This window comes from Nocardia farcinica, from assembly GCF_001182745.1.
GTDB lineage: Bacteria > Actinomycetota > Actinomycetes > Mycobacteriales > Mycobacteriaceae > Nocardia > Nocardia farcinica.
Genome location: NZ_LN868939.1, coordinates 1,568,801 through 1,595,559, shown reverse-complemented (window position 1 = coordinate 1,595,559; position 26,759 = coordinate 1,568,801). Strand labels below are relative to the sequence as shown.

Annotated in this window: 30 protein-coding genes and 1 tRNA gene; 15 read left to right on the top strand and 16 right to left on the bottom strand. The window is 67.9% G+C overall.

What is annotated here, in order from left to right:
* The first annotated feature begins 2 nt into the window (after positions 1-2).
* A complete protein-coding gene (locus tag AMO33_RS24125; protein ID WP_060595126.1) occupies positions 3-890 on the top strand; it encodes an IS3 family transposase in 888 nt (295 codons plus the stop codon).
* A gap of 27 nt (positions 891-917) precedes the next feature.
* On the opposite strand, the gene AMO33_RS32205 is transcribed toward AMO33_RS24125, so the two are convergent.
* The gene (locus AMO33_RS32205; protein ID WP_060594385.1) at positions 918-1,331 is read right to left on the bottom strand and encodes a hypothetical protein; all 414 of its coding nucleotides are present in this window, start codon (positions 1,329-1,331) and stop codon (positions 918-920) included.
* A gap of 492 nt (positions 1,332-1,823) precedes the next feature.
* Here AMO33_RS32205 and AMO33_RS24115 point away from each other — a divergent pair, with 492 nt between their 5' ends.
* Complete coding sequence (locus AMO33_RS24115; RefSeq protein ID WP_060594384.1) at positions 1,824-2,642, top strand: alpha/beta hydrolase; 819 nt, start codon at positions 1,824-1,826, stop codon at positions 2,640-2,642.
* Here the strand turns inward: AMO33_RS24115 and AMO33_RS24110 are convergent.
* Positions 2,631-4,070: an XRE family transcriptional regulator gene (locus tag AMO33_RS24110; protein WP_240327309.1), complete on the bottom strand. Its 1,440-nt coding sequence runs from the start codon at positions 4,068-4,070 to the stop codon at positions 2,631-2,633. The genes AMO33_RS24115 and AMO33_RS24110 overlap by 12 nt on opposite strands.
* A 191-nt stretch (positions 4,071-4,261) precedes the next feature.
* On the opposite strand from AMO33_RS24110, the gene AMO33_RS24105 reads away from it, so the two are divergent.
* From AMO33_RS24105 to AMO33_RS24095, 3 genes are read left to right on the top strand one after another with little or no spacing between them, the layout of a single operon-like run.
* Complete coding sequence (locus AMO33_RS24105) at positions 4,262-4,981, top strand: hypothetical protein (protein WP_060594382.1); 720 nt, start codon at positions 4,262-4,264, stop codon at positions 4,979-4,981.
* Positions 4,941-6,080 carry a radical SAM protein gene (locus AMO33_RS24100; RefSeq protein ID WP_060594381.1) on the top strand — a complete coding sequence of 380 codons (1,140 nt, stop codon included), beginning with the start codon at positions 4,941-4,943 and terminating at the stop codon, positions 6,078-6,080. Before AMO33_RS24105 ends, AMO33_RS24100 begins: the two co-directional genes overlap by 41 nt.
* 8 nt (positions 6,081-6,088) lie before the next feature.
* On the top strand, positions 6,089-6,742 hold the full coding sequence (locus AMO33_RS24095) for a hypothetical protein (protein ID WP_060594380.1): 654 nt from the start codon (positions 6,089-6,091) through the stop codon (positions 6,740-6,742).
* Here AMO33_RS24095 and AMO33_RS30640 read toward each other — a convergent pair.
* The gene (locus tag AMO33_RS30640) at positions 6,739-7,668 is read right to left on the bottom strand and encodes a carbohydrate kinase family protein (protein WP_082668794.1); all 930 of its coding nucleotides are present in this window, start codon (positions 7,666-7,668) and stop codon (positions 6,739-6,741) included. The genes AMO33_RS24095 and AMO33_RS30640 overlap by 4 nt on opposite strands.
* A 4-nt stretch (positions 7,669-7,672) precedes the next feature.
* Positions 7,673-8,140 carry an NUDIX hydrolase gene (locus AMO33_RS24085; RefSeq protein WP_011211481.1) on the bottom strand — a complete coding sequence of 156 codons (468 nt, stop codon included), beginning with the start codon at positions 8,138-8,140 and terminating at the stop codon, positions 7,673-7,675.
* 217 nt (positions 8,141-8,357) lie between these two features.
* Between AMO33_RS24085 and AMO33_RS24080 the strand changes: the two genes are divergently transcribed.
* The 3 genes from AMO33_RS24080 (at position 8,358) to AMO33_RS31730 (ending at position 9,286) form a co-directional block, all read left to right on the top strand.
* Positions 8,358-8,546, top strand: coding sequence for a hypothetical protein (locus AMO33_RS24080; RefSeq protein ID WP_060594378.1), 189 nt, complete (start codon positions 8,358-8,360; stop codon positions 8,544-8,546).
* Positions 8,547-8,552: 6 nt separating this feature from the next.
* Positions 8,553-8,756 carry a hypothetical protein gene (locus tag AMO33_RS24075; protein WP_060594377.1) on the top strand — a complete coding sequence of 68 codons (204 nt, stop codon included), beginning with the start codon at positions 8,553-8,555 and terminating at the stop codon, positions 8,754-8,756.
* Positions 8,757-9,118: 362 nt separating this feature from the next.
* Positions 9,119-9,286 (top strand): hypothetical protein, encoded by a 168-nt coding sequence (locus tag AMO33_RS31730; RefSeq protein WP_159005548.1) that lies wholly within the window; start codon positions 9,119-9,121, stop codon positions 9,284-9,286.
* A gap of 369 nt (positions 9,287-9,655) precedes the next feature.
* Here AMO33_RS31730 and AMO33_RS24070 read toward each other — a convergent pair.
* The 5 genes from AMO33_RS24070 to AMO33_RS24050 all read right to left on the bottom strand — a co-directional run bounded on the left by AMO33_RS24070 (position 9,656) and on the right by AMO33_RS24050 (position 14,369).
* Positions 9,656-9,731, bottom strand: a tRNA-Ala gene (locus tag AMO33_RS24070).
* Between the two features lie 78 nt (positions 9,732-9,809).
* Positions 9,810-11,117, bottom strand: a complete 1,308-nt coding sequence (gene sepX / locus AMO33_RS24065) for a divisome protein SepX/GlpR (RefSeq protein ID WP_060594376.1) — start codon at positions 11,115-11,117, stop codon at positions 9,810-9,812.
* Between the two features lie 264 nt (positions 11,118-11,381).
* Entirely contained in the window at positions 11,382-12,032 is a 651-nt protein-coding gene (locus tag AMO33_RS24060) for a GNAT family N-acetyltransferase (RefSeq protein ID WP_011211486.1), read from the bottom strand.
* 12 nt (positions 12,033-12,044) lie between these two features.
* Entirely contained in the window at positions 12,045-13,301 is a 1,257-nt protein-coding gene (gene glp, locus AMO33_RS24055; protein WP_011211487.1) for a molybdotransferase-like divisome protein Glp, read from the bottom strand.
* 117 nt (positions 13,302-13,418) lie between these two features.
* On the bottom strand, positions 13,419-14,369 hold the full coding sequence (locus AMO33_RS24050) for a UTP--glucose-1-phosphate uridylyltransferase (protein WP_041560426.1): 951 nt from the start codon (positions 14,367-14,369) through the stop codon (positions 13,419-13,421).
* Between the two features lie 80 nt (positions 14,370-14,449).
* On the opposite strand from AMO33_RS24050, the gene AMO33_RS24045 reads away from it, so the two are divergent.
* The 4 genes from AMO33_RS24045 (at position 14,450) to mscL (ending at position 16,687) form a co-directional block, all read left to right on the top strand.
* Positions 14,450-15,040, top strand: coding sequence for a 5-formyltetrahydrofolate cyclo-ligase (locus AMO33_RS24045; RefSeq protein WP_060595125.1), 591 nt, complete (start codon positions 14,450-14,452; stop codon positions 15,038-15,040).
* A gap of 69 nt (positions 15,041-15,109) precedes the next feature.
* Positions 15,110-15,406, top strand: a complete 297-nt coding sequence (locus AMO33_RS24040) for an FmdB family zinc ribbon protein (protein ID WP_011211490.1) — start codon at positions 15,110-15,112, stop codon at positions 15,404-15,406.
* A gap of 83 nt (positions 15,407-15,489) precedes the next feature.
* Positions 15,490-16,155 carry an SAF domain-containing protein gene (locus AMO33_RS24035; protein ID WP_060594375.1) on the top strand — a complete coding sequence of 222 codons (666 nt, stop codon included), beginning with the start codon at positions 15,490-15,492 and terminating at the stop codon, positions 16,153-16,155.
* Positions 16,156-16,279: 124 nt separating this feature from the next.
* Positions 16,280-16,687, top strand: coding sequence for a large conductance mechanosensitive channel protein MscL (gene mscL / locus AMO33_RS24030; protein ID WP_060594374.1), 408 nt, complete (start codon positions 16,280-16,282; stop codon positions 16,685-16,687).
* A gap of 84 nt (positions 16,688-16,771) precedes the next feature.
* Here the strand turns inward: mscL and AMO33_RS24025 are convergent, their stop codons facing one another.
* The 7 genes from AMO33_RS24025 to AMO33_RS23995 form a co-directional block, all read right to left on the bottom strand.
* Entirely contained in the window at positions 16,772-17,449 is a 678-nt protein-coding gene (locus AMO33_RS24025; protein ID WP_041561386.1) for an MspA family porin, read from the bottom strand.
* A 65-nt stretch (positions 17,450-17,514) separates the two neighbouring features.
* Entirely contained in the window at positions 17,515-18,189 is a 675-nt protein-coding gene (locus AMO33_RS24020; protein WP_041560427.1) for an MspA family porin, read from the bottom strand.
* 468 nt (positions 18,190-18,657) lie between these two features.
* Positions 18,658-18,849: a hypothetical protein gene (locus AMO33_RS24015; RefSeq protein ID WP_060594373.1), complete on the bottom strand. Its 192-nt coding sequence runs from the start codon at positions 18,847-18,849 to the stop codon at positions 18,658-18,660.
* Entirely contained in the window at positions 18,846-19,340 is a 495-nt protein-coding gene (locus AMO33_RS24010) for a MogA/MoaB family molybdenum cofactor biosynthesis protein (RefSeq protein WP_179946657.1), read from the bottom strand. Before AMO33_RS24010 ends, AMO33_RS24015 begins: the two co-directional genes overlap by 4 nt.
* 110 nt (positions 19,341-19,450) lie before the next feature.
* Positions 19,451-20,698, bottom strand: a complete 1,248-nt coding sequence (locus AMO33_RS24005; protein WP_076574124.1) for a S1C family serine protease — start codon at positions 20,696-20,698, stop codon at positions 19,451-19,453.
* 123 nt (positions 20,699-20,821) lie between these two features.
* Positions 20,822-22,288 carry a HAMP domain-containing sensor histidine kinase gene (locus tag AMO33_RS24000; protein WP_060594372.1) on the bottom strand — a complete coding sequence of 489 codons (1,467 nt, stop codon included), beginning with the start codon at positions 22,286-22,288 and terminating at the stop codon, positions 20,822-20,824.
* Positions 22,289-22,295: 7 nt separating this feature from the next.
* Complete coding sequence (locus AMO33_RS23995) at positions 22,296-22,982, bottom strand: response regulator transcription factor (protein WP_011211499.1); 687 nt, start codon at positions 22,980-22,982, stop codon at positions 22,296-22,298.
* A gap of 425 nt (positions 22,983-23,407) precedes the next feature.
* Here AMO33_RS23995 and AMO33_RS23990 point away from each other — a divergent pair, with 425 nt between their 5' ends.
* Genes AMO33_RS23990 through AMO33_RS23980 form a run of 3 tightly spaced genes read left to right on the top strand, consistent with a single transcriptional unit; the run spans position 23,408 to position 26,734 of the window.
* Entirely contained in the window at positions 23,408-25,945 is a 2,538-nt protein-coding gene (locus AMO33_RS23990) for a sensor histidine kinase (protein WP_240327308.1), read from the top strand.
* The gene (locus AMO33_RS23985) at positions 25,942-26,352 is read left to right on the top strand and encodes a roadblock/LC7 domain-containing protein (RefSeq protein WP_011211501.1); all 411 of its coding nucleotides are present in this window, start codon (positions 25,942-25,944) and stop codon (positions 26,350-26,352) included. The genes AMO33_RS23990 and AMO33_RS23985 overlap by 4 nt, the downstream gene beginning before the upstream one ends.
* 7 nt (positions 26,353-26,359) lie before the next feature.
* Positions 26,360-26,734 carry a DUF742 domain-containing protein gene (locus tag AMO33_RS23980; protein WP_011211502.1) on the top strand — a complete coding sequence of 125 codons (375 nt, stop codon included), beginning with the start codon at positions 26,360-26,362 and terminating at the stop codon, positions 26,732-26,734.
* Positions 26,735-26,759: the final 25 nt, after the last annotated feature.

Below are 26,759 nucleotides of genomic sequence, written 5' to 3'. Positions count from 1 at the left end.
TCATGCGGTTCGTCAGCGAACATCCGCAGCACCCGGTCGAGCTCGTATTGCGGGTTCTGGGCATCGCGTCATCGACGTATTACGGCTGGTTGCAGCAGGCGCAGGAGCCGTCTGCGCGGCGGCTGGCCGACCAGGAGTTGCTGGCTGAGATCGTCGATATCCATACCAGTTCGGTCGGGACCTACGGGTCACCTCGGATCCATGCGATGCTGCGCCGGCGGGGGATCTCGATCGGCCGCAAACGAGTCGAGCGGCTGATGCGGGGTGCCGGGTTGCAGGGCGCGTTCCTGCGTAAGAAGTGGCGCCTGGGGTCAACTCGGCAGGATCCGCGTGCCACCCCGGCCCCGAATCTTGTCAACCGTGACTTCACCGCCCGTGAGCCGGACCGGCTATGGGTCGCCGACGCCACCCGCATCGTGTGTGGTGAGGGTGTGTTCTGGCTGGCCGCCGTCCGGGACGCGTTCTCGAACCGGATCGTAGGCTGGAAGTGTTCGGACCGGTGCGACACCGAACTGGTACTCGGTGCTCTCGAATACGCGGTGTGGACCCGCGATGTCCGTGACGGGCAGCTGGTCCATCATTCCGACCGTGGCTCGACCTACACGGCGATCCGGTTCGCGAACCGGTTGGCCGACAACGGGATCGCGCAGTCGATGGGGTCGGTCGGTGACAGTTACGACAACGCTCTCATGGAGAACTTCTTCTCTACCCTGAAGACCGAGCTGGTGTATCGGAACAGTTCGCGGACAAGGGAAGACGCCGAGAACGCCCTGTTCGCCTACATCGACGGCTGGTACAACACGCAGCGGATCCAGAAGAAGCTCGGCTGGCGATCACCCGATGAGTACGAAGCCAATTACCATGACCGGGTTCCAGCCGGAACCAGATAATCCGCTCTCCGCCCTAGCGGGGGAACCTCAATCTGCCGTCCGCCGGCCGTTCACCGGAGGCGGTGAGCTGGACTCAGCTGTCCGACTGCTCCCCTGCCTGCTGGCCGCGGCGTCCGCGTGACGACGTGCGCCATCGGTCTCGGCCTCCGTCACATCCGGCTCGTCTTGAGCTGGCGGTGGCGGTGGCGAGGCGATGAACAGATTGTCGATCGCCGCCTGCCGGGCGCATGCCTCTTCCTCGATGGCTGCGCGAGCGGCGTTGGCCCGTGCCATCAGGTCCGGGTCCTGTTTGGCGGCCTCGATATAGGCATCGACGGCCTTGAAGCACTCCTGCTTCAAGTTGCTGCCACGCAGCTCGGCAATCCAGGTGAGCTGAGCGTGCCGGGCGGTGTCGATACGGATAGCAAGGGTGATTTCTTTGCCACCATCGGGTGTGGACATCGCTCCTCCTCGGTGCGAGCGGCCGGTGAGCGCTGGTGCGCTTACGGGTACGGCCGCAGGACACCGACGAGCTGCCGTCCGCGGGCGACCGACTACTGGGGGATGGCAGCGGTCGCTCCGGCGGAGGCATCGGTGGTTCCGAAGAACCGTCCCTAGTTAATGACGCCCGCATGCCGGGCTCAATCGCCCGATCGGGCGGCGCGTCGGGCGCGGCGATGCCCGAAACGACACACCCGAACACTGGCTGTGCCCTGTAGATGGCACCGGCCATGGCACCAGGTTTCCTGTTGTGGAACGCACCACACGTGCCCGCCACCTGCGCCCGGAACGGGGCTGACGGGCCGACACGCGCCTCAATGGCCGCCCCAGCCCAACCCGGGGCCGGTCGGGTGACACAGGGCGAAATCCGCGCCGTAGTGCGGATCTGCGCTCTCCGTCCTACATCGTGAACGCCGCCTGGTCGCTGGTGCGCACCTCTGCTTCACTGATTCGGTGCCCTCAGCCAGCGCCACCACCCGAATCCGCACGCTCGACGGTCTCCATCTCGCAGCTACCCTCGTCACTCCCGGACAGCCAACGGCGCGTGCCGTCCTGCTGGTACACGGCGGGGGCGTCACCCGCGAGGAGGGCGGCTTCTTCACCCGCCTGGCTGCGGGCTTGGCCGACGTCGGCATCGCCTCGCTTCGCTTCGATCTTCGTGGTCATGGCGAGAGCGAGGGCAGACAGGAGGAGCTGACGCTCTCCACGATCCTGAACGACATCCGTGTCAGCCTTGCGCATCTCCGCGAAGACACCGGCGTTGACGAGTTGTGCCTCCTGGGTGCGAGCTTCGGCGGTGGCATCTGCGCCTACTACGCCGCCAAGCGCCCGGACGAACTGGCGCAGCTGGTGCTGCTCAATCCGCAGTTCGACTACAAGAAGCGAACCATCGATACCCGGCCGTACTGGACGGACGACGTCATCAACGACGAGGCTGCCCGTGAGCTGAACGAGACCGGCGCCATTCAGTTCACACCGACGCTCAAGCACGGGCGCCCACTCCTGAACGAAGTGTTCTGGCTGAAGCCGCACGAGGTACTCGGCGAGATCAAGACGCCAACCCTCATCGTCCACGGCAACGCCGACACCTTGGTGCCGATCGACGGCTCACGCGCCGCAGTCGCTCAGTTCACCGCACCTGTCGAACTTGTAGAGATAGACGGTTCGCAGCACGGCTTCGCCGTCCACGACGATCCGCAGTATCTCGACCCCAAGAGCCAGGAGTACCAAGCCGAGGTCATCAGCATCGTGGCGCAGTGGCTACGGCATTAGGACGTCGTTGAGCATCCGGACACTCGGCCGGTTGCGCCACGGGTCGAGTGCCCGTACAACTTCGACCACCACGTTCATGGTGCGCTCGGATCTGGTTTCCCTGGCGACGGTGACCGCCGTGGCGGCAACGGTCGCCGCTTCATCGGGTTCACCGCCGAGCGCCAGCGCCTTGGCCTGCCGAGCCCCGAACAAGCCGCTGTCGCGCCTGGAGAGGGTGCCGCCCGCCAGCACATCACCGAACAGCTGCACGGCCTGGTGCGGCTTGCCTGCTTCGGTATAGCAACAGGCCGAACGGACGAGCAGCGTGCCTTGATTGAAGTAGACCCCGAGCCCGTCCCCACCGGCATCCTCGGCAGCGGATAACAACTGCTGAGCGTGACCGAGATTCTGTTCGACCGCGGCCAGCGGTTCGCCGGTCATGGCGAGACCAAGCGCTTCCTGCTGTATCACCTCCGCCTGAGCACGAGGCGGGAGCTGCCACGGTCCGGTGCTGGCGGCCTGCGCCAGGGACAGCACAGTGCCCGCGTCCTGCGTGTCATAGGCCATTTGGGACTTCTTGAGCAGGACGTAGCCCTGGAGCGGCAAGCTGCCCGCTGCCTGCGCCCATTCCATTGCGCGGTCGTAGAGGAACGTCGCGGTCAGCGGATCGTGCAGGTCGCGATAGAGCCAGCCTGCAAATTCGGCGCCATCGGCTCCGACCTCCAGCAGCTGACGCCGGATCTCGGGCTTGGCATCGCGGCTATGCCGGCGAATGACCCCGAGGACACCGAGAACCAGCGGGAGCGCCGCCGCAGGGCCAAGCGTGCCATCGTCCGCCTTGCATCGGATGAGCTGCTGGCGGAAAAAGTCCACTACCGAGCCGTCGAAGTAGCGATGCGCGTTGTCCAGCGCCGCGCCGACACGCTGAAGCTCGTCGGCATTTCCGACCGGAGCAGCATCGGCTCCATCCGATGCCAACCAACGAGCCAGTACCAGGGCATTCTCACCTGCTCCGCGCGAGATAGATGGCTCCGCTGCGGTCACACCACCAACCGGCGACGGCATTTTGAACCACAGCAACTCCGCCGGGATGTCGAGGATCTGTGCCCACCGCACCAACTTCGAGAGTTGTTCAGGGGCCGGGCCTTTCTCGATGCGGCTGAGCTGTGCTTGGGTCAGTTCGAGCCAATTGGCGACAAGCTCCTGCGGTAGTGGTCGGCCGTGGTACGGATGCGTCCGATAGGCGAAGATCACGCGGCCCATGTGCCAGGTCGCGAGGGCATCGCGGATCTGGTCGGTCTGCCAGAAATCACCGGGAACGCTCGGGGGCTGTTGCCGCTCACCGCGAGATGCGGATTCGCAAGGGGCGCAGAGAGGTTCGGGGTTGTAGCGATTCAACCTGGAACCGCATCGGGCGCAGTAGCGCTGCTCCTGGGATGCCCGTTTCATGGTTTGTTTCCCCTGGGTTCTCTTGGGCGTTGATACGCCGTTTGCCCTGGTCGCGTGACCGTACCTGGGCTTCGCATTGGCCGCTATACGTTTCATACATAGCGCGTATACCCCCGCGTCGTGGCCGTTTTTGCGCAGTCGGCTGACCCTTACCCAGTCACCCAAAGGTCCACTAGGGAAAGGGGGTAGCCGTGGCATTGTCCCTCGTCGTTCCGATTTTCGGGCCACCCGCCGCTGGCAAAACAACCCTGACACTGCGTCTCGGATCGGCACCACGGCGCCGGGTGTTCCGGCTGCGCGAGCACGTCTCCAAGGAGGTGCTGGCCGCGACGGCGACCAGCAGCGAACAACTCGGCTGGATCGATGAGTTCACCGTGGCCGAGGCGCTGCGCTCCTACTTCAACGCTGCCCATGATGACCCCGATGTCCATACCGTCCTGCTCGACAACTTTCCGGGATCGGCCAACCAGGTCGACCAGCTCCTGACCACGCTGTGGATGCTCACCCCGACGCCACATATCGAAGCCATCGAAGTGGTCACGGACGTAAGGACGCTCAAGCAGCGGGCCAGAAACCGCAAGGTCTGCCACCGCTGCGAGCGTGACCCGATCTCCGATCCGCGGTTGCCGGCGATTCCGAGCAACGACGACCCGTGGCAGTGCGCCCACTGCGGTGGTCTCCTGCATCCCCGGCGTGGTGATTCCCCCCGGCTGCTCAAAGCCCGGATGCAGCGCTACCACCACACGGCAGCCGGAATCCGGGCGGGCTTTACCGATGCCGGGATCACCGTCACCCGGCTCGACACCACCAACACGATCGACGGAGCAGCCGAACTGCTTGCCCCGCTTCTTATCTCACGGAGCAGATACTATGACGACTGTCCCCTTGCCAACGCCCGGCCTCCGAGGTGATGGCTACGGCCACGCCCGCATGCCGCGTCGGATCGACCTCCCCGCGCCGGAGCGCATCGACCGTGTGGCCTACGGCCGATTCCGTAACGTCTACCTCTACGTTACCGAAGCCTGCCAACTGCGTTGTGAGCACTGCTACATGGGCGAGCGGCTGGAGCGTGCGCTCAAGATGCCGCTGCCGAAGATCGCCGAGACGCTGACCACCTGGCGCAAGTTGGGCGGCAGCAAGCTCACTCTCCTCGGCGGCGAGCCGACGTTGCATCCGTACTACTGCGAAGCCGTGCGGCTCAGTCGCCAGCTCGGCTACGAGCATGTCATCACCACGACAAATGCCCAGAAGCCCGCGCTCAAGAAGTTCCGGCAACTGGGGCCGGACGACTTCGCGTATGTGCAGGTCAGCTTGGACGGCGGCAGCCGGGAGACGCACGATGCCGTGCGCGGCACTGGCACGTTCGATGACGCGATGGAGACCACGCGCGAACTGGCCGAGCGCGGTTTCGACACCCGGATCATCTGCACGGTGAACAAGGCCAATGAACGGGATGTGTTGCAGCTGCTCGATATTGCGGACGTGCTGGGTGCCAGCCTGGTGAAGTTCCACGTCTTCTCGACCATCGGCACCGGCCACGGCAACCCCGAGATGGCGATGACGCCGCCAGAATGGGTGACGTTCTGCGATCGGCTCAATCAGGTTGCGCCGGAATACAAAACGCGGGTCTGGTACCAACCGACCTACGCTCGGCGCGACCAGATGGAGCGCTACGCGGCCGAGGGCTACCAAGGGTGCATCGGCCGAACGTTGGACCGGATCTCGATCTTCCCGGATGGCCGCTGCTACGTCTGCTCGTACCTGTTCGACACCGACCTGTACTTCGCTCAGATGGTCGACGGACACGTCCAGCTCAACCACAACACCAACGAGTTCGACCTGTTCACCAGCGCCTTGGCCGAAAGCGCTTGCGGCGGCTGCAAAGCCAGCGCCTGCATGGGCGGCTGCCCGGCCGAGGAGCTGGTGATGGGTAAAGCCTCCTGCGAGGCATACGACGACATCGTGCCGGTCTGCCGCCTCTGGAAGTCCAGCGCCAAGCCCGAAGAGTGAGGAACCCGATGGACGACATGGACCGGATCGCCGAGAATCTGTTCTGGATCGACTGGAACGACATCGACGACGTCGAACTCAACTGCCGCGAAGCCTTGAATGAAGTCGCTGCCGAACCCCGGATCGTGCGCACGAGACTAGAGCAGCTGCCCGACCGGCCGGAACTGCTCGCCCTGTGCGAGCACTACGACATCCTCGACAAGATCGTGCTGCACACCGATGACGATCACGGCGTGCGCATCCGGCTGCACGTCTTCCTGCCCGGCTACTTCGATCGGCCGCACAACCACCGCTGGTCCTACGCCAGCCGCATCCTGCGCGGACAGTACCGCCATTATCTGTTCGGCAATGCCGAGGTAGACGAGCACATCGAGTGCATGAAACTGCCGGTGTTGCAAGCGCGGGAGGAGCCGGTGGGCACGACCTACGCCTTGCACCACACGATGGTTCACGCCGTCGTGGCCGAGCCGTTCACGGTGTCGCTGGTGATCCGTGGCCCGGCGGTCAAGGACAAGTTCCTGGTGATGGACCGCAAGACGGACGAGGCGTGGTGGCAGTACGGCGCGACGCAGGAATCGGCGGAAGATGCGCTCCGCAAGCGGATGACGCCCGCCAGGTTGCAAGAGCTCATCGGCCGCCTGGACGAGTGGCAGTTGTTCTAGCTGGCGACGGACTCCGAGCCCGCCGAGGCGATAACTGCCCGCAACTCGTCCAAGCTCGGCAGCGGGGCACTCTGGTGTCGTGCGCACCGGAGTGCCCCGCTAGCCGATCCAAGCAGCATTCCACGGTGCATCGGCCATCCTGACCGCAGGCCGTAGAGCAGCCCCGCCGAGAAAGCGGCCCCTGCACAGTGGGTGTGTCGAACTGCTACTGGGAAGCTGGGCGCGGACACCGTTTCCGATCTGCTGACGGCAACCGCGCCGAATACTCCGGCCGTCACGACCACCCAGGCCGCGCCGGTCTGGACCAACAACGATCTCGCCACCTCCGGCGCCGCGGCGTGGGCGGCATCATCGACGTTGGTTTGGATCACCAGCTGCGAGCACCCACGGATGGCGGAAGCCACTGCCTGCGAGAGTTCGGAGCCGCCCAGGTTGAGCAGCATCGGCACCTCGGCGGCGCGGCCGGCCTCGATCACCCGAAGCACTGCCCGCTCTATGAGCTGGTAGCAGTCCAGGTAGAGAAACGATGCACTGGCGATCGGCGACAAGTCGGCGCGCTCCAGACTGCCAACCACACCCGGCAGATGCGCGAACCAGGTCCGGGTGTGATCGTCGTCGGCTGCCACGACGATCCGTGGCGTGACGACCTCCGAACGGATCGCAAAGGTTCGCTCGACGCCGCGCTCCTCCAGCCATCGGCGAACGTGCTGGCCTCGTTCGCCGTCGCCGATGTCATTGGCGACGAGCAATGAGGGCGCTCCCAGAGATGCAAGCGCCGCCGCTGTCATCGGTCCGTCGGCTGCTACCGACAACTCAACACTTCGAATTTCCGCACCGTGGTTCGCTGACGGAAATCGGGGCACATTCCACAACTCCGCCAGCGCCAAGTAGCTGATGCACACCACCGGGCCGGACTGGAGCGTCATAGCTCTACCAGCCGTAGACCGAAAACGGCGTGCCCTCGGCGATGTGCTTCATCGCGACCCGGCAGTAGTCGATCATGCGATCGGGCGGAGTGTCGAGCGCGAACCAGTCGAGCGCGCTGCACTTGTCGGGTTCACAGTTCTCGGGCTCGCCCTGCCAATCGGTAACGGTGAAGAAGATCGCCATCCGGCCACCGGACGACGAGTTGTGCATGAAGTGGCTGAATTGCACATCCTCCGGCCTGATCGTCACGCCGATCTCCTCGGCGGCCTCGCGGACCAGCGCGGTGACGACAGATTCGCCAGCTTCCAGGTGGCCGGCGGGCAGGTGCCATGCGCCGTCCTCGAACCCGGTGTTGGAGCGCTGCCCGTAGAGCACGGTGTCACCGCGGCGCAGGACCAAGTGAACGTCGCCAGTTACCTTGTACCGCTGCGGCTTTGCGTCCTGAATCGTTTCGGTTGCTGCACTACTCATAACTGCTTCCCTTTCGTTAGTTGCTGCCTTGATGCCGCGATCCGGCGGCTGAAGCTCGTGAAGCGCCCCGAGCCTAATGCGCGGCCAGCTTGCCGAATATGCGCCGGACGCATACCCGCAGGGCTGCCACCGGTATAGAACCGTTCGGCCCCCCGGACCAGGCTCGACCTGGGGGCCGCCCTGTAGCGGCCCGGTCGCCAACGGGAGGAGCCGGGAAATGACGGAAGACCTGCGGCACATCCACATTGAGTCCGGCGCACTGCGGCTGGACTATCAGGCCAGCGCCGAGCAGGCCCGGAATGTGGCCGATGAACTGGCGCGGTGTTGTCCGGCGCTCACGGTGACCGTCGATGGCAACGTGCGAGCAGATCTACCGCCGCTGCCCTGCGCGACGCTCTGGGATTGATGCCTGATGGCAACGCCAGAACCTCTCAACCACAAAACGTTTGTTCAAGCGGACGGCATGCTGGCCGAGTTCATGTGCCAGGTGCAGCTACTCGATCTCACCGTGGAACGCGCCAGAGAGCTGCTGTACATCCACCGCCATCACCATCCGGACGAGTGCATCGTGCATCTAGAGGCGGCATGCCTGCTGTTGATTGAAGACGGTGACTGAGCGATGTCGCCCCTCGTCCTGATTGTGTGGGCAGCGTCGACGCTCTTGACGGCAGTGCTGTCGTTCCGAGTTGGCCACTGGTGGAGGACTACCGAGCTACATGGTCGGCATGCGCTCGGCGCGATGGTCGCAGCTGATGAACGACCAATGAACGAGCAGCCATTCGCATACATCGACGACGAAACTCCCGATCTCCATGAGTTGAGCGACGCCACGGAGGAAATTCCTCTGTTCGACGGTGGAGTGCATCGAGACAGGGGCCGGTACGGCGATCGTTGGCACTGAATCGCCTATTAGGAATATAAACAAATGGCATCTCGATCGAAGCTCAGAACCTGCTCGAGCTGGCCGAGGACGGCGCGATGTCGAAAGCACGGATCAAGACGCGCCTGACCGAGATCCAACGCACGCGGGAGAAGCTGGCGACCGAGCTGGGTCAGGTGGCCGAGAATCTGAATGCTGGTGTGGAGTACATCACCGATTGCTTGGACGGTGGAGTCCACGGTGAGCTGCGGTGGTCTGGACGTTGAGCGCTACCACCATTGCCCAGCAGTGCACGCACCAACGCCGGTTGTAGCTCGTGCCCGGTGATCTCCTCGTTGAACACATAGATCCGCTTGAAGATCGCCTGGTTCAGTCTGCGCCGGACCTTGTCGCTGGCCCCCGTATACATCCCATGCGGATCACGCAGCAGTTTCGAGTTGCACGCCGTACAAGCCGTAGTTGCAGCCGTACAGCGGGGAGAAGAACCAGGCAAAGCCGCGATGCCGGCGCGAAGTGTGCTGAGCGGCATCTGTCAGAAACAGAACTCGCCACCCGAAGAGGTGGCGAGTCGCTGAAGTTGGTTGAAGCCCTGACCTGCGGATTTTCTTCAGGGCAGGGTTTCAATACGGACCATATGGTGGAGCTAAGGGGAATCGAACCCCTGACCTTCTCGATGCGAACGAGACGCGCTACCAACTGCGCTATAGCCCCGTGCGGTTCCGGGGAACCGCGCTGTGACACTGTATCAGGCGGGCGGCCCGGATACCGAATCGCCCGCCTGAGCTGGGGTTATTCGCCGACTGCCCGGCGCATGTCGGTGCCGGTGCGGTGGCGCAGGGCGCGCGCGGCGGCGGGGTCGAAGGCCTCCAGGTGTTCGAAGAGGGGGTCTTCGTCGTCGACGTCGAGCAGGCTGGAGCGGCGGCGGAGGGCGCGGGCGGTGGCTCGGTCCATGCCGCCGCGGGCGGTGGCGTGCTCGTCCTCGTCGTCCTCGTGGTCGTCGGCCTGCTCGGGCACCGGCTCGCCGCGGCGGCGGGCCAGCCGGGCGGCGCGGCGCCTGCGGATCTCCTCTTCCATGCGCACCTGCTTGCGCAGGTAGGCCAGGTAGGTGGCCAGCACGACGACCGAGAGGCCACACGCCCACCAGAACAGCGGCGTGAGGATCAAGGCGAGCGCGCCGGACATGATCGCGGTGAGCAACAGGGCCAGCACCGCGCGCTGCCGGAAGGTGTAGCGGGCGGCGCGGGCGATCGCGTCGGCTTCGGGGTCGTAGCCGCCGCGTCCCCGCCGGGTCGGCACGAAGTCCGGCTCGTCCTCGTCGGCGGAATCCTCGGCGTGGTCGAACCCGGCTCGATCTTCGCCTGCCTGATCGAACTGGGCGTCGTACTCGGCCGCCGGTTCGGGCGCGCGGACCGGCACGGCCGACCTGGCGGGTGGAATCCGGGCGGTGACGCGTTCGCGGCGCGGGCGCGGTTCGTCCTCGTGTCCGGGGGCTGCGTGGTCGTCGGCGGTGGCGTCCTCGGCGGTGTCGTCCTCGTCGGAGGCCGCCCGAACGTCCTCACCGGACGACTCGGCGCGGGTCCGGCCGTGCCCGGGCTCATCGGCGGCCGGTTCGTCGTCGGAATCGACCGGGACGCGGGCTTTCTCGCCGTCCTGCGTCTTTTCCGCGATATCCGTTTCGGCGGAATCATCGGCGTCCGCGTCGATTTCGCCGTCCCGCTCGCCGCGGGCGCGGCGCAGCGCATCGTCGTCCGGCGAATCTGGTTCGCGCGGTGCGGAATCGGCGATGTCGGAGTCGGACGGCGTACCGCCGTGTCCGGCTTCGTCGGACGTGCCGGTCACGGCGTCGTCGGTATCGGTGATTTTCTCGTCGGCCGGTGTGCTCATCCGGTCCTCCGCATCATCGCTGTGGAAACGCTTTCTCCGCGCTCGGTTCGGTCGATAGCGCAGGCGCCGTTTGGAACCGCCGCGGTGCAATACCCGGGTCGCGAGCGCGGCGTCGGTCGTCTGCCGGATCCTCGGATGCCGGTCGGCGAGAATCGGGAACAGGACGAAGACCCAGAGCACGACCAGGCCGATCCACAAGATCGAATTCGGCATCAGGTCATCACCTCCGTCCCCACCTGTCCGTCCTTTCGGCCCGTGTGCGGGCTGATCTGTTCACGATGCCGTCGCGGGCGGACGGCACACCTCCGACGTCGGTAGGTTAATTCGGCGACGCGCCCGAGTCGGGCAGGCGCGCCGTGCACACAGGCCACACCTGTCACAATGCCACCAATCATCCGCCGGTGTTCACTCCGCGTCTTCGATTCAGGCTTCCGGTTCGGGGTTCGGGACTCGAGCGGTCGGTGTTCGGTGCTGGATTCAGGGCAGGATCACCCGGCCGGCGCGGGCCATCCGCTCGATGACCGGCGTCGCGAGCTCCTCGACGGTGATGCCGACCAGCAGATGATCGCGCCAGGCGCCGTCCACGTCGAGATAGCGCCGCAGCAGTCCTTCCTCGCGGAAGCCGACGTTGCGCAGCACGGCCTGGCTGGCCAGGTTCTCCGGCCGCACGGTGGCCTCCACCCGGTGCAGTCCCACCGGTCCGAAACAATGGTCGAGCCCCAACGCGAGCGCGGCCGTCGCGACGCCCTGCCCGCTGAGGTCCTTGGCCACCCAGTAGCCGATCCACGCCGAGCGCAGCGCGCCGCGCACGATGTTGCCGACCGTCAGCTGTCCGGCGAACGCGCCGTCGACCTCGATGGCGAACGGGATCATGGCCCCGCGCCGTGCCTCGGCCTTCAGGCTCGACCACAGCGATGGCCAGTTCGACGCGTGGTTACGCGCCTCCCAGGTGCCGCGCCCGGTCGGTTCCCAGGGCTCGAGGTGCTCGCGGTCGCGCAACCGGATGCGGCTCCAGGCAGCCGCGTCGCGCAACCGCACCGGCCGCAGGGTGATCTGGCCGGCCGCGACGCGCACCGGGCCGAGTCGGGCGGGCCATCCGGGGTGCTGCGTCGCCCGGAACACGTTCATGCTCTCCACGGTTCAGCCGCGTTGGGAGAGAAACGCGACCTGAACTTCGTCGCCGGTCCTGATCTCGGTGTCGTCCGGATCGACGATGATCAGACTGTTCGCCTCGGCCAGGGTGGCCAGCAGGTGCGAGGAGCCCGCCGCGCCGCCGAGCGGCTGCACCAGGTATTCACCGGTCGACTCGTCGCGCATCAACTGCGCGCGCAGATAGCCCTTGCGACCGGCCATCGAGCTGATCGGGGTGATCGTCCTGGCCCGGATGACGCGGCGCATGGGGTGCCTGCGGCCGAGCGCGATGCGGATGAGCGGGCGCACCATCACCTCGAAGACCACCAGCGCGCCCACCGGGTTGGCGGGCAGCAGGAAGGTCGGCACCTCGTCGCGGCCGAGCCGCCCGAAGCCCTGCACCGACCCGGGATGCATGGCGACCCGCGCGATCTCGAGTTCCCCCAGGCCCTCGAGCGCCTCGCGGACCTGTTCGGAGGCCCAGCCGCCGACCGCGCCCGCGATCACCACGACCTCCGAGCGCACCAGCTGGCCCTCGACCACGTCGCGCAGCCGGCGCGGATCGGTGCTGACGATGCCGACCCGGTTCACGTCGGCGCCCGCATCCCTGGCCGCGGCGGCCAGCGCATAGGAGTTGACGTCGTAGACCTGGCCGGGGCCGGGGGTGCGGTCGATGTCGATGAGCTCGCCGCCGACGGCGATCACCGACAGCCGCGGGCGCGGATGCACCAGCACCTTGTCCTGGCCGACGGCGGCCAGCAGACCCACCTGGGCCGGGCCGATGATCGTGCCTGCCCGCACCGCCACGTCACCGGGCTGCACGTCGTCGCCGATGCGGCGCACGTAGTCGCCCGAACGCACCGGCTCGAACACCTTGATCCTGGCCCGGCCGCCGTCGGTGAAATCCAGCGGCAGCACCGCGTCGGCGAGGGTGGGCAGCGGGGCGCCGGTGTCCACCCGCACGGTCTGGCGCGGTTGCAGCCGGATCGGCTGGCGCGAGCCCGCCACGACCTCCCCCACCACCGGCAGGGTGAGGTCGACGAGTTCGCCGTCCTCGTCGCGGATGTCGGACCCCGCGGCCGCGACATCGACACTGCGCACCGCGTAACCGTCGATCGCGGCCTGGTCGAAACCGGGCAGCGGGCGCTCGGTGACCACGTCCTCGGCGCACAGCAGGCCCTGGGCCTCGGAGATCGCGACGCGGACCGGCCGTGGTGCGACCGCCGCCGCGGTCACCTTGATCTGCTGATCCTCAACCGAGCGCATCCAGCCCTTCCTGATCCTCTCCGCTACCTGTCCGCGATCACCTGTCCCGGACGGGCCGCGTTCGCCTGCACCATTGGTACCCGACGGTGCACGGCTGGCGAAAACGGCGCACGACTCCTACTCGTAGGTCGTCAGCTGCGGATCCCAGTCCGAACTCAGGCGATGCTGCAGCCACTCCCGCAGGGCGGGGCCGTATTCCTCCCGTTCCAACGCGAAATCGACCGCAGCTCGAAGATAGCCGCCGGGGTTGCCCAAATCGTGGCGCGACCCACGGTGGACGACCACATGGACCGGATGTCCTTCCTCGATCAGCAGCGCGATGGCGTCGGTGAGCTGCAACTCGCCGCCCGCGCCCGGCTCGATCCGGCGCAGCGCGTCGAAGATCGCCCGGTCGAGCAGGTAGCGGCCGGCCGCGGCGTAGGTGGAGGGGGCGTCGGCGAGGGCGGGCTTCTCCACCATGCCCTTGACCCGCAGCACGTTCGGGTTGGCGGCGTCGGGCACCGGTGCGACATCGAACACACCGTAAGAACTCACCTGGTCCTTGGGCACGTCGATGGCGCACAGCACGGTGCCGCCGCGTTTGCGGCGCACCCGGCTCATCACGTCCAGGACGCCGCAGGGCAGCACCAGGTCGTCGGGCAGCAGCACGGCGACGGCGTCCTCGTCGTCGTCGAGCGCCTGCTCGGCCTGGGCCACCGCGTGCCCGAGGCCGAGCGGCTCCTCCTGCACGACGGAGGTGACGTCCAGCAGGGCGGGCGCCTTGCGCACCTTCTCCAGGAGCTGGAACTTCCCACGCTCGGCCAGCGTGCTCTCCAGCACCAGATCCTCGACGAAATGCGCGACGACGCCGTCCTTGCCGGGCGAGGTCACGATCACCAGTCGCTGCGCGCCGGAATCGGCGGCTTCGGTGGCGACGAGCTCGATGCCGGGGGTGTCGACCACCGGCAGCAATTCCTTGGGCACCGTCTTCGTCGCGGGCAGGAACCGGGTTCCCAGGCCCGCTGCCGGCACCACCGCCGTGCGGAAGCACGACACGACCCCGTCGGACTGTCCGGCCTTTGCTGTCATACGCATACCCTATCCATCCATCACACCGCCCGAACTCCGTCGCGCACGGCTCGGCTGCGGGTGAGCTTATGGTGATCCCCATGGAGATGCCCGGTGAGCGCGATAAACATGCATGGCGCCGGGAAATTCTGGCGCGCCGGTCGGCGCTGTCCGCCGCCGAACACGCCGCCGCGGCCGCGGCGCTCGCGCGAGGCGTGCGTGCGCTGGCGGTCGGCGAATGGGTGTGCGCGTATGTGCCGGTGCGCGGAGAACCGGGTTCCACGGCGTTGCTGGAGGAGTTGCGGGCCGCGGGCGCGCGAATTCTGCTGCCGGTCACCGGGGCGCCCGGGGCGCTGGACTGGGCCGAATACACCGGGGTGGCCGGGCTGCGTGCGGCGCGCTTCGGATTGCTGGAACCGGCGGGGCCGGTGCTCGGGGCCGAGGTCGTCGCCCGGGCCGAGGTGATCCTGGTGCCCGCGCTGGCGGTGGACCGGCGCGGGGTGCGGCTCGGCCGCGGCGCGGGCTACTACGACCGGACGCTGGGCTCGGCCCGCCCGGGCGCGCGGCTGGTGGCCGTGGTGCGGGACGAGGAGTTCGTGGACCGGCTGCCGGAGGAGGCGCACGACCTGCGGGTGGGCTGGGTGCTCACCCCCGGCGGTGGCCTGCGCGCGCTGGACGGGAGCGAGGAATGACACACCGACTGGCGACGTTGGCACTGTCGGCGGTAGAGTGCTAGATCGACGAACCCTGCGGAGGATCCTGTGCCAACTTACTCGTACGCGTGCACCCAGTGTGACAACCGCTTCGACATCGTTCAGTCGTTCTCCGACGATGCGCTGACCGTGTGTGAGAAGTGCTCCGGCAAGCTGCGCAAGCTGTTCAACTCGGTCGGCATCGTGTTCAAGGGCAGCGGTTTCTACCGCACCGACAGCCGCGGCGGATCCTCGACCGCGAGCGAGCCCGCGAAGTCCGACAGCGGGTCGTCGAGCTCCGAGTCGAGCTCGTCGTCGAGCAGCGCTTCCTCGTCGACCTCGACCAGCGCCGCCGTCGCCGGCTGACGCGTTCTCCCCAGCCGCCGAGTTGTCCCCACCCGGCGGTTCGCCCGGCGCACGCAGCCCGTTCGCGGCGATAGCGTGCCCGCATGGATCGATTGTTCGCCGACCTCGGGCGCGGCGGTGGGCTGCGTTTCGCGTTGTCCAACCGGCCGTCCTGGGTGGATGCCACCCTCGCCCGCCGCATCCTCGCCGGTGCCCTGGTCGCGGTGGCCGTCGTGCTGCAGCTGCGCGGTGATCCCGGCGCGGCCCGGATTCCCGTGGTCGTGGCGGCCCGCGAGCTACCGCCGGGCACCGTGCTGGCGGCCGCCGACCTGACCGTCGCACCGCACGAAGCGGGCAGCCTCCCCGCGGGCGCGGTCCGCGACCCCGCCGTCCTGACCGGCGCGACCCTCACCGCCGCGATGCACCCCGGCGAGGTGTTCACCGACCTGCGCGTGGTCGGCCCGCGCCTGGCCGAGGTGGCGGCGAGCACGCCGGATGCCAGGATCGTGCCGATCCGATTGGCCGACACCGCCGTTGCCGAGATCCTGCGCGCGGGCGACCGGGTGGATGTCATCGGCGGCGAGACCGACGACGACAGCGGCACCCGGCCCGTGCGGACGCTGGCCGCCGATGCGGCGGTGGTGCTGGTCTCCGAGCCCACCGAGCGCGGCCGCGCCGAGCGGGTCGTCCTGGTCGCCATGGACGCCGAGCGCGCGGTGGCCGTCGCGGCAGCCTCGCTGCACACCGCGCTCACGGTGGTATTTCATTGATTGTTCGCGCGGCGGCAGGGAATTCGCCGGGCAATAGCTGAGCATCTGAACTAGCATCCCGGGATACGGCGACCCGATTCGCCGGGCGCGACCGTCAGCTCCATCCCGAAGAGGAGATATCGGCATGCTCAAGGGTTTCAAGGATTTTCTGTTCCGTGGAAATGTCGTCGACCTGGCGGTCGCGGTGGTCATCGGCACCGCGTTCGTGGCGATCGTCACGGCGTTCACCAATGGAATCATCAATCCGCTGCTCGCGGTATTCGGCGGAGAAGACGAACTCGGCTTGGGTTTCCGGCTGGTTGCCGACAAGCCCGCGACATTCATCGCGATCGGTCCGGTGATCACCGCCGCGATCAACTTCGTGATCGTCGCCGCCGTCCTGTATTTCGTGCTGGTGCTGCCCGCGACGCAGATGAAGAAGCGCTTCGGCGGCGAGGTCGAGGAACCCTTGAGCGATACCGAACTGCTCGTCCAGATCCGCGATCTGCTCGCCGCCGGGCAGGAGAGCGCGGGCGGCCGTCACGAATTCTGAAGCCGCGCCGAGCGGTTCCGGGCTTCCCATGACGAACGGGCCCGTCACCGAGGGTGACGGGCCCGTTCCATGTGTCCTACCGGATCAGCCGAGGCTGAACGGCTGGCCCCACAGGGTCACCACCGACATCACGTTGTCGGTTTCGACCTTGACCTTCACGAAGGACCGCGCCTGGGCGTAGCCCGCGCAGCCCGACAGGCCGATGGTCGAATCGGCCCAGGTGACCGAGCCGCTGTTGCCCTTGAACTTGTTGTTGGTGGCGTGATCCTCGTTGCCGTAGTCGTCCGGGACCTCACGGTCGAGGATGTAGAACGACGCGGCCTGGCCGGGGCCGAGCGACAACGAGCCGCCGGACTCGGCGCCCACGCCACCGGTCACGGTGTCACCGCTCCAGTCGGCCGAGCCTTCCACGCCGCCCTCGACGCCGCCGCCGCTGATGTTGACCTGGCAGCCCACCACGTAACCGGGGTAGATCTTGCCGCCGACATCCTCGCCGCCGCCGCTGATCTCGACCTGCGCGCTACCGGACACCCACGCGTTGCGGTGCACCGGGGTGGAGCCCATCGACGGGCTGATGGTCGCCGACTCGCCCACCAGACGCACGGTCACCACCGTGCCGTCGGACAGGGTCTTGGTGATCTCGCCGCCGGGCAGCGGAACGAAGGTGTCGGCGTTGGCGGCGCCGGTGGAGAACAGGCCCATGGCAACCGCGGTGGCGGCACCAACGCCCGCCACCCGCGCCAGGTTCTTACGGTTGATCATGTGTTTCATACCCTTCGAGGGTTGAATCGCTCACGCGATTGGAGGTTCGTGAAGTTCGTGGAAGGTCAGCCGATGCTGAACGGCATGCCGTAGAGCGTGGTCTTCGAGTAGTGGTCGCCGATGATCTCGACCACGGTGTAGGACCGCGCCTGGGCGTAGCCCGCGCAACCCTGGATCTCGATCTCCACGTCCTGGTACTCGACGGAGTACACGCCGGGCTTCAGGATGTCCTTGTAATCGATCTGGACGAACTTCACCTCGCCGGGACCCAGGTCCAGGCCGATCGAACCACCGATCGAACCGCCGTTGAGGTCGATACCGCCGGCCAAGCCCGCGGAGATGGCGTCGTCACCGATGCTGACCTGGCAACCGACGATGTAGCCGGTGTTCAGCTGGGACGCGCCGTGGGTCGACGAGTTGTTGGAGCCGGGGTTGCCGGTGGGCCCGTTGTTCGGACCGACCTCGCCTTCCGGGGTCACCGTGACATCGGCCGACGCGTTTCCGGAGACCCAGACGACGCGGCCGGCGCCGTTGGCCGCCATCGACGGCGACACGATGGCGTGCTCACCGGTGCGGGTGACAGTGACGCCCGGTCCCACCTTCTGGCCGTCCGGCAACGGCACGAAGGTGTCGGCGTTGGCAGCACCGGTCGAAAGCAGGCCCATGGCCACGGCCGCGGCCGCGCCGACGCCCGCGGCGCGGACGCCGTGGCGCAGGCCCTTGGTGCGGTTCTCGCTCATACTTCCCCTCATCAGGTTCAAACAGTCGACCTCGACCATCGAGGTGGACGGTGGTCCTCTCAGGCCCAGCCCAGTGTGTCGCCCATTTGTTGCCGGTGCGTAACCGGTTGTTATTTCGGCGCTACGTCGGGCCGGGTCGAGGGGGACCCGAGCCAGCGCTCACCGCCGCAGACCACTGCGATGGCCCGCGGTTGAACGGCCGGTGAGCGGGATGGCTCGAGCCGAACATTAAACGTTGGGTTACGGTGCGGCAACGTCAATCGAACAAGTGGGTGCCTGTGATCTGACTCACAAGAAGCAACATGCCGATATCGCTTGACGTGCATAAATGCAGCACAAAGTCGTTCACTGACTCATGAAGGGCAGTGCGAGACTTGTCACGTGACCGGCAGACGGCTCCGCGGGAGGGGTCGATGACCAAGATCACAGCGGGGTGGGCCGCCCGGTGCGGGACGAACGAAGTCGAGTTCAGGAGTGATGCGGCGGCACCTGCGAACGCCACCAGTCGTCGCCGCGGTCGCGATCGGCCGGGTCGTCGTCGCGCTCGTCGCCCGTGGTGTCGGGCAGGGTCTCGCCGAAGATCCGCGCCAGGCGCGCGGCGTCCCTCGCCCGGCGCTCCGCCGGGCGAGGGGTATCGGAATCGCCGGGCTGCGGAGTCACTCCGCCAAACCGGACAGCTCGCCGATCACCTTGCTGGCGAGCGGCGAGAGGGTGGCCATGCCGTCCCGGATGGCAGCACGGGTACCGGGCAGGTTCACCACCAGGGTCGAGCCGGACACGCCGGCCAGGCCACGGGAGAGCCCGGCGTCGAGCGAACCGGCGACGCGGCCGGAGGAGCGCAGCGCCTCGGAGATGCCGGGCAGTTCGCGGTCGAGCACCTGTGCCGTCGCCTCGGGGGTCACATCGCGCGGCGACATCCCGGTGCCGCCGACCGAGATCACCAGATCGACGCCGCCGATCACCGCCGTGTTGAGCGCGTTGCGGATCTCCACCTCGTCGGCCTGCACGGTCACCGACGCGTCGACCAGGAAGCCCGCCTCGGTGAGCAGTTCGGTGACCAGCGGGCCGAGCGAGTCCACACCACCGTGGGCGGTCCGGTCGTCCACGACCACCACCAGGGCGCGCCCCGCGACAGGAGCATCGATATCCATAGTGCTCACCGTAGCGCCTGCGTCGAGCAAGTCGGCGGCAGCGCTGGACAATTCCGGGTCGAGGCCGTCGACCGAGATCAGCCGCACCCGGTCGAGCCGGGTCGGGCGCATCATCGGCCACCGTCCCCGGGCGCGCCGGTGAGGGTGACCTCGACCGTCTTCGGATTGTTGCCGTTCTCGTCGGTATAGGTGACCTTCACCTTGTCTCCTGGTTGATGGGATCGGACGGCGGCGATGAGTGCCTCGCCGGAATCGATGACGCGGTCGTCGAGTTTGGTGATGATCGCGCCGGCCGGGATGCCCGCCGCCGCGGCGGGCCCGCCCGGCGTGGCTTCCAGCACCAGCGCGGCGGTGTCCTGCGGGCGCAGCTTGATACCGATCTGCGCGTAGGTGGCCTGGCCGGTCTTGATCAACTCGTCGGCCACCCGGCGGGCCTGATCGACCGGGATCGCGAAGCCCAGGCCGATCGAACCGCTCTGCTGGCCGCCGAGTTCGCCCGCGCCGAGGGTGGCGATGGCGGTGTTGATGCCGATCAGTTTGCCCTCGTAGTCCACCAGCGCGCCACCGGAATTGCCGGGATTGATGGCGGCGTCGGTCTGGATGGCGTCGATCACCGGCTGCGGAGCGTTCGGATTCTGGGTGCCCTCACCGCTGGTGGAGACCGGGCGATTGAGCGCGGAGACGATACCGGTGGTCACCGTGCCCGCCAGGCCGAGCGGCGAGCCGATGGCGATGACCGGCTGGCCGACCTGCAGGCTCGCCGAGGTACCCAGCTCGATCGGGGTGAGATCGGTGCGGCCCTGCGCCTTGATCACCGCCAGGTCCGAGACCGGGTCGGCGCCCACGACGGTGGCGGGCGCGGTGGAGCCATCGGAGAAGTGGACTTCCATGCGGGCGCCGGTGCCGCCGCCGGAGGCCACGTGGTTGTTGGTGAGGATCAGTCCGTCCGAGGACAGCACCACCCCGGAGCCCTCCCCCTCGGCGCGATTGCTGGCGACCTTGATCATCACCACGCTCGGCAACACCTTCTGCGCGACCGCCTGGGTCGACCCGGCCGGGGCGTTGGAGACGTTGCTGACGCTGGGTTTCGGCGCGTCGAGCGCGTTGGTGACCGGGGCCCTGCCGTCGTCGGAACGGGTGACCACCGCGCCCACCGCGCCGCCGACGCCGCCGCTGACCAGGGCCAGGGCCACCGCGGCGGCGACCAGGCCGGTCCGCGCCGGGCGCGCGGGTGCCTGCGGTGGCGGAGTGGCGGCAGGCATGCCCGGATGCGGTCCGGAGAACGGCTGGGTCGGGTAGTGCCCGTGCGGATGCTGCGGGTTCGCGTGCTGCGGCGCGGCCTGGAAATCCTCGGTCATGACTACTCGTTTCTCCTCACGTCCACCGTCGAGCCTGGCCGGGTCGGCTTAGAGCGGACTGAGACCGTGCTTTCAGTTTTCCGAGAGGTGAGTGCCCGGCGGATCACAAGTCAATCCCGGCCGTCATTCCCGCTGGTCCAGGCCAGGACCGGGGGCACCCGTCTCACCGGGTAACACGATACGAATGCAGGCGCCGCCGCGGTCGGAGGTGTCGATGGTGATGGTGCCGCCGTGTTTGGTCACCACCTGCTTGACGATCGCCAGGCCGAGCCCCGATCCCGGCATCGACCGGGAGGCGGTGGTGCGGTAGAAGCGCTCGAACACCAACTCGCGCTCCTCGGGCGGGATACCGGGACCGGCGTCGTCCACGGTGAGCTCGAGCAGCCCGCGGCCGGTCTCGCGCATGCGCACCCCGACCTGCTCCCCCGCCGGGCTCCACTTCGCGGCGTTGTCGAGCACGTTGAGGATCGCGCGTTCGAGCGCGGCGTCGTGGCCGTAGACGAACCAGGGCCGCAGTTCCGCCACGAATTCCACATCGGCGCGACGGCGCCGGGCGCGCTCCAGCGCGCGTTCGGCCACCTCACCGAGGTCGACCCGGTCGTAGACCGTCTCCGGCGCATCCTCGCGCGCCAGGTCGACCAGGTCACCGACCAGGGTGGACAGTTCCTCGATCTGGGCGACCACGTCTGCGCGCAGTTCGGCCATGTCCTGCTCGGGCAGTTGCGGCGCGCCGGGGCGGCTGGAGGCGATGAGCAGTTCCATGTTGGTACGCAACGAGGTCAGCGGGGTGCGCAGTTCGTGTCCCGCGTCGGCGACGAGCCTGCGCTGGCGGTCGCGGGATTCGGCGAGCGCCCGCAGCATGGTGTTGAAACTCTCGGTCAACCGCGCCAATTCGTCGTCACCGGTCACCGGGATCGGGGTGAGGTCGTCGGTGCGCGCGATGCGTTCGGTGGCGGCGGTGAGCCGGGCGATCGGACGCAGGCCGGTGCGGCCCACCGCGGTGCCCGCCGCGGCCGCGAGGACCACGCCGCAGCCGCCCACCACGAACAACAGCCAGGCCAGCCGGTCGAGCACCTCCCTGGTCGGTTCGAGCCGCTGCGAGATGACCAGCGTGGCGCCGGAGTTGGTGTGCACGGCCAGCACCCGTTGACTGCTCACCGTGCGCAGCGAGGAGGCGAGCTGGCCGTCGGCGACCGCGAGTTCCTGTTCGCCCACCGGCGGAATGGTCTGCTGCGGGGGCATGTAGGACTTGTGGTCGGCGAAGATCAGCGCCACGCCGACATCGTTGGAGTACAGCCCGGCCAGGATGATCGATTGGAAACCCAGGCTGTCGAAATTGTTGTCGATCATGGTGGCGGCGCGGGCGCGCAGCTGCTCGTCGACATCGGCGTAGAGCGCCCTGGCCACCATCGCGTAGGCGGCGATCGAGGTGACCGCCACCGCGATCGCCACCACCGAGGCGGCCAGCAGGGTGACCCGCCAGCGCAGCGACACCGAACTGGTCAGGGGCATCGGCGGACGCATCGGCGGCGGTTCGACCGGCCGGCCGACCGGGGCGACGGCGGGCCGCCGGGGCGCGCTTCGTGCCATCGCGCGCCTACGGCGGGGTCTCGCGCAGCACGTACCCGACGCCGCGCACGGTGTGGATCAGCCGCGGCTCGCCCTCGGCCTCGGTCTTACGTCGCAGGTAGCCGATGTAGACCTCGAGCGCGTTACCCGAGGTGGGGAAGTCGTAGCCCCACACCTCCTCGAGAATGCGGCTACGGGTCAGCACCCGGCGCGGGTTGGCCATCAGCATCTCGAGCAGGGAGAACTCGGTGCGGGTCAGGCTGATCGCGCGGTCGCCGCGGGAGACCTCGCGGGTGACCGGGTCCAGCGACAGGTCGGCGAAGCGCAACGTCTCGGAGGTGTCACCCGGGTCGGGCGCGCGACGGCGCAACAGGGCACGCAGCCGGGCCAGCAATTCTTCCAGCGCGAATGGCTTGGGCAGATAATCGTCGGCGCCCGCGTCGAGCCCGGCAACCCTTTCGGAAACCGAATCCCGCGCCGTCAAAACCAGAATCGGAAGATCGTCACCGGTACTGCGCAAACGCCGGCAAACCTCCAGCCCGTCCAGACGCGGCATCATGACATCCAGCACGAGCGCGTCCGGCCGCTGCGCGGTGGCTTTCTCCAGTGCGTCGACCCCGTCCACGGCGAGGTCCACGGTGTAGCCGTTGAAGGTCAACGACCGGCGCAGCGATTCCCGGACGGCGCGATCGTCGTCGACTACCAGAATGCGCATGCGACCAGTTTGACCGCATCGACTGAGAGGCGACTGAGAGGCCGCGCGCGACACGCCGCGAAGTCCCCGCTACCGGCGACACGCCGAGCCACGCGGGGTGACCAGCGTCTTTCCCGGCACCCGGAAGACGGGTGTGCACGAGCTTCCGCCGTTTCGCCACGAAACCCGTTCGCGGCGGCCATATTAGAATAATCGGGCCGCATGCCCCAGATTGCCGTTACACAGCCAGCACGGTATGTTCCCTGCGGTAAAAACAAGACCTCGAGTTGGTTCTCAGCGGGTTGGTTCCCTGACTTATGTTGAACAGCCACTAACCATCCCGGGGAACCCGCGCGGAGTGGAGGCGACGGAAGCGGATGGATGCAGCACCGCGTTCCCGGCAATTCAGCCTGTCGAACTGGCCCGTCACCCGCAAGGTCGGGATCGTGCTCCTGCTCCCTGTGGTGCTGGCGTCGACGTTCGCGGTGCTGCGGATCAACGACGAGTTACGCACGATCGCCGATCTCGACGCGGCCACCGACCAGGCCAGGATCATCCGGCCGATGCTCGAATTCGCGTCGGCGACCGAGCAACTCGCGGTGGTGACGGCGACGGTCTGGGAGAACGACGAGGGCGCGGTCGACCGGGCGGGTACCCGGTTCGATCAGGCCGCCGTCGATCTGCAGACGGTGCTGCGGTCCGGCGGCGCGCCCGAGGACGTCATCAACGAACTGGACGAAGCGGTCACCACCGGCCGCACCATGCGCAACAGCCTGCGCAGCAGTTCGCCGGTGAGCATCGGACAGCAGGCCGACCAGGTGGCCGCCCACATCGGTAACGCCATCGCGCGCTCGACCTCGCTGGAGGAGATCAGCATCCAGCGCTACTTCCTGCAGCTCGGCGTGACCACCAACGCGCGCAGGCTGCTGACTCAGCAGTACCTGCTGATCGGTTCACCGGGCGCCGAACGCAACCCGGCCGTCCGCCCGACGGTGCTCACCACCGCCGGTGGTGAGCTGGTGCTGCTCAGCCAGTACGCGCAGTTGCAGCCCGCCTCGGCGCTCAACGCCAACATCCTCATCGACGCGGTCAACGTGCGCCTCGGCGCCTTCGCCCAGAACATCGAGAATCCGGCGAGCAGCCAGCCGGTCATCGATTCGCTGCGGACCAGTGTCAAGGCCTACGACGAGAGCACGCTGAGCCTGGTCGACGCGATCGACAACAGGCTGGCCGACCGGACCGCCGACGTGCGCGGCGTGGTGCTGCGCGACATCGCGATCGTGGTGACCACCCTGCTCGCGGGTCTGGCCCTCGCGCTGGCGGTGGCCCGCTCGCTGGTGCTGCCGATCCGCCGCCTGCGGCACGGCGCTCTGCAGGTCGCGCACGTCGACCTGCCCAACGAGCTCGAGGTGGTGCGCTCCGGCGGCGCCACCCCGGAGCCGACCCGGGTCGACGTGCACACCACCGAGGAGATCGGCCAGCTGGCCCGCGCCGTCGACGACATCCACGGCGCCGCGTTGCACCTGGCGGCCGAGCAGGCCCGCCTGCGCCTGCAGATCGGCAGCATGTTCGAGACGCTGTCGCGACGCAGCCAGTCGCTGGTCGAGCAGCAGCTCTCGCTCATCGAGGAGCTCGAGCACGACGAGGACGACTCGCAGCGCCTGCAGAGCCTGTTCCGGCTGGACCACCTGGCCACCCGCATGCGCCGTAACGGCGACAACCTGCTGGTGCTGGCCGGTACCGCACTGCGCCGCGGCCACCTGCCGCCGGTGCCGCTGTCGGACATGCTGTGGAGCGCGGTCTCGCAGGTCGAGGACTACCAGCGGGTGGAGATCGGCGCAGCGCCCGACGGCGTGGTGCCCGGCGAGCCCGCCGTCGACATCGAGCACCTGCTCGCCGAGCTCATCGACAACGCGCTGCGCTACTCGCCGCCGACCACCTCGGTCGCGGTCTCGGTGGCGCGCTCCGTCGACGGCGGCTACCTGATCGAGATCATCGACCGCGGCCTCGGCATGTCGGCCGAGGACCTGCAGACGGTCAACAGCCACCTCGCCTCCGGCGGTGAGGTCACCGTCGAAACGGCCCGCCGGATGGGTCTGTTCGTCGTCGGCCGCCTGGCCAAGCGGCACAACATCACCGTCAACCTGCGCCGCACCTCGGCCATGACCCAGCAACCCGGCATCACCGCGAGCGTGCACCTGCCCGGTTCGCTGGTGACCGCGGTGCCGCCCAACGACAAGCATCCGCAGGAGCTGCTCGCGCCGCCGCCGCTGCCCGAGCCGTCCTACGACGCTCCGAGCCAGCCGACGCCGCCGCGCATCCTGGTGCCGGTGCCGAGCCCGGCGCTGCCCGAGCACACCTCCTCCTTCGAATTGAGCGGCTCGGGACTGCCGCAGCGCCGTCCGGCCATCCGGGTCGCGCCCGCGCCCGAGCGCGAGGCGGGCAGGCCGGGTACCGAGGCGCCCGAACCCGCGCCGGGCAGGCCGCTCGATCCGCCCGCGCACACCGGATCGTTCCCGGCCGAGCCGACCAAGGTCGACGTGTGGGCCGAGGCCGAGCCGGACGCCTACGAGGCCGCGGGCTACGAGCCGGCCGAACCCGCCCAGCCCGCGCAGACCACGATGACCGGGCTGCGGCCGGTCAACGCCGAATCGCCGACGCCGATCTATCAGCGCATGGTCTCGGAGTGGCTGGTGGAGCCGGCCTCCTCCGGGTCCGAGGGCGAGGGCGGCGGCTGGTCGTCCCCCGGCGACATCGGGTGGGCCGCCGCGGCCGAGGCCAGCAAGCCCCAGGTCTCCGGCCGCACCAACGGTGGCCTGCCGATCCGCCGTCCCGGCGCGCAACTCGTGCCCGGCGGCCTTGCTCCGACCAACGAATCGAACGCGCGCGATCCTGAAGAGATCCGCAATAGTTTGACAAGGCATCTCAGCGGGGTCCGCAGTGGGCGGGCCGACGCCCAGTACAACGACGGAGGGCTCGAGTGACCGAGAAACCAAGCACCACAACGGACGAGAACCTGAACTGGCTGGTCACCCGCTTCACCAGGGACGTGCCCGGGGTCACCCACGCGGTGTTGGTTTCCGCCGACGGTTTGCTCCAGGCGACCAGTCCGCATCTGCCGCCCGACCGCGCCGAGCAGCTGGCCGCCGTGACCGCGGGTCTGGCCAGCCTCTCCACCGGCGCGGCGCAACTGTTCAACGGCGGCAAGGTGATGCAGTCCATCGTGGACATGCAGCGCGGGTACCTGCTCGTGATGACCGTCGGCAACGGCTCGCACCTGGCGGTGCTGGCCAACAAGACCCACGACATCGGGCGCATCGGCTACGAGATGGCGCTGCTGGTGGACCGGGTCGGCTCGGTGGTCCAGGCGACCGCGCGCAGCGCGGTCTGAGCGTGGCATGTCGACTCCATCCGGCGGGGGGCCGGGCACGCCACCTACCCGAGTTCGCCCGTATGCGCTGACCTCGGGACGGACCGAACCCGCGGTCGACCTTCCCCTGGAGGCGGTCATCGAGACCATCTCCTACACTGCCCATCTCGAATGGCCGGTCGGCGATATCCGTACCGATATCGTCCGATTGGGCACCGCACGCCTTTCGGTCGCCGAGATCACGGCCAAACTGCAGCGTCCGCTCGGTCTGGTGCGCGTCGTGATCGGTGATCTCGTCGTCGCTGGAACGCTGCGTGTGCATTGGACCCTGAGTGACCAGGCGAGCTATGACGAGCGCCTGTCCCTGATGGAGAGGACTTTGCGTGGACTCCGCGCCCTATAACACCAAGCCGTACGGCGGCTCGGCG

Excerpts from the sequence above, each read along its gene's own strand:
- AMO33_RS24050 (WP_041560426.1), bottom strand. The coding sequence starts at position 14,369 with ATGACAGCAAAGGCCGGACAGTCCGACGGGGTCGTGTCGTGCTTCCGC.
- AMO33_RS24095 (WP_060594380.1), top strand. The coding sequence starts at position 6,089 with ATGGACGACATGGACCGGATCGCCGAGAATCTGTTCTGGATCGACTGG.
- AMO33_RS24125 (WP_060595126.1), top strand. The coding sequence starts at position 3 with ATGCGGTTCGTCAGCGAACATCCGCAGCACCCGGTCGAGCTCGTATTG.
- AMO33_RS23980 (WP_011211502.1), top strand. The coding sequence starts at position 26,360 with ATGTCGACTCCATCCGGCGGGGGGCCGGGCACGCCACCTACCCGAGTT.
- AMO33_RS24080 (WP_060594378.1), top strand. The coding sequence starts at position 8,358 with ATGACGGAAGACCTGCGGCACATCCACATTGAGTCCGGCGCACTGCGG.
- AMO33_RS24000 (WP_060594372.1), bottom strand. The coding sequence starts at position 22,288 with ATGGCACGAAGCGCGCCCCGGCGGCCCGCCGTCGCCCCGGTCGGCCGG.
- AMO33_RS24100 (WP_060594381.1), top strand. The coding sequence starts at position 4,941 with ATGACGACTGTCCCCTTGCCAACGCCCGGCCTCCGAGGTGATGGCTAC.
- AMO33_RS24020 (WP_041560427.1), bottom strand. The coding sequence starts at position 18,189 with ATGAGCGAGAACCGCACCAAGGGCCTGCGCCACGGCGTCCGCGCCGCG.
- AMO33_RS24045 (WP_060595125.1), top strand. The coding sequence starts at position 14,450 with ATGGAGATGCCCGGTGAGCGCGATAAACATGCATGGCGCCGGGAAATT.
- AMO33_RS30640 (WP_082668794.1), bottom strand. The coding sequence starts at position 7,668 with ATGACGCTCCAGTCCGGCCCGGTGGTGTGCATCAGCTACTTGGCGCTG.
- AMO33_RS24035 (WP_060594375.1), top strand. The coding sequence starts at position 15,490 with ATGGATCGATTGTTCGCCGACCTCGGGCGCGGCGGTGGGCTGCGTTTC.
- AMO33_RS24060 (WP_011211486.1), bottom strand. The coding sequence starts at position 12,032 with ATGAACGTGTTCCGGGCGACGCAGCACCCCGGATGGCCCGCCCGACTC.
- mscL (WP_060594374.1), top strand. The coding sequence starts at position 16,280 with ATGCTCAAGGGTTTCAAGGATTTTCTGTTCCGTGGAAATGTCGTCGAC.
- AMO33_RS24010 (WP_179946657.1), bottom strand. The coding sequence starts at position 19,340 with ATGGATATCGATGCTCCTGTCGCGGGGCGCGCCCTGGTGGTGGTCGTG.
- AMO33_RS32205 (WP_060594385.1), bottom strand. The coding sequence starts at position 1,331 with ATGTCCACACCCGATGGTGGCAAAGAAATCACCCTTGCTATCCGTATC.
- sepX (WP_060594376.1), bottom strand. The coding sequence starts at position 11,117 with ATGCCGAATTCGATCTTGTGGATCGGCCTGGTCGTGCTCTGGGTCTTC.
- AMO33_RS24005 (WP_076574124.1), bottom strand. The coding sequence starts at position 20,698 with ATGACCGAGGATTTCCAGGCCGCGCCGCAGCACGCGAACCCGCAGCAT.
- AMO33_RS24110 (WP_240327309.1), bottom strand. The coding sequence starts at position 4,070 with ATGAAACGGGCATCCCAGGAGCAGCGCTACTGCGCCCGATGCGGTTCC.
- AMO33_RS24075 (WP_060594377.1), top strand. The coding sequence starts at position 8,553 with ATGGCAACGCCAGAACCTCTCAACCACAAAACGTTTGTTCAAGCGGAC.
- glp (WP_011211487.1), bottom strand. The coding sequence starts at position 13,301 with ATGCGCTCGGTTGAGGATCAGCAGATCAAGGTGACCGCGGCGGCGGTC.
- AMO33_RS24025 (WP_041561386.1), bottom strand. The coding sequence starts at position 17,449 with ATGATCAACCGTAAGAACCTGGCGCGGGTGGCGGGCGTTGGTGCCGCC.
- AMO33_RS23995 (WP_011211499.1), bottom strand. The coding sequence starts at position 22,982 with ATGCGCATTCTGGTAGTCGACGACGATCGCGCCGTCCGGGAATCGCTG.
- AMO33_RS31730 (WP_159005548.1), top strand. The coding sequence starts at position 9,119 with ATGTCGAAAGCACGGATCAAGACGCGCCTGACCGAGATCCAACGCACG.
- AMO33_RS24085 (WP_011211481.1), bottom strand. The coding sequence starts at position 8,140 with ATGAGTAGTGCAGCAACCGAAACGATTCAGGACGCAAAGCCGCAGCGG.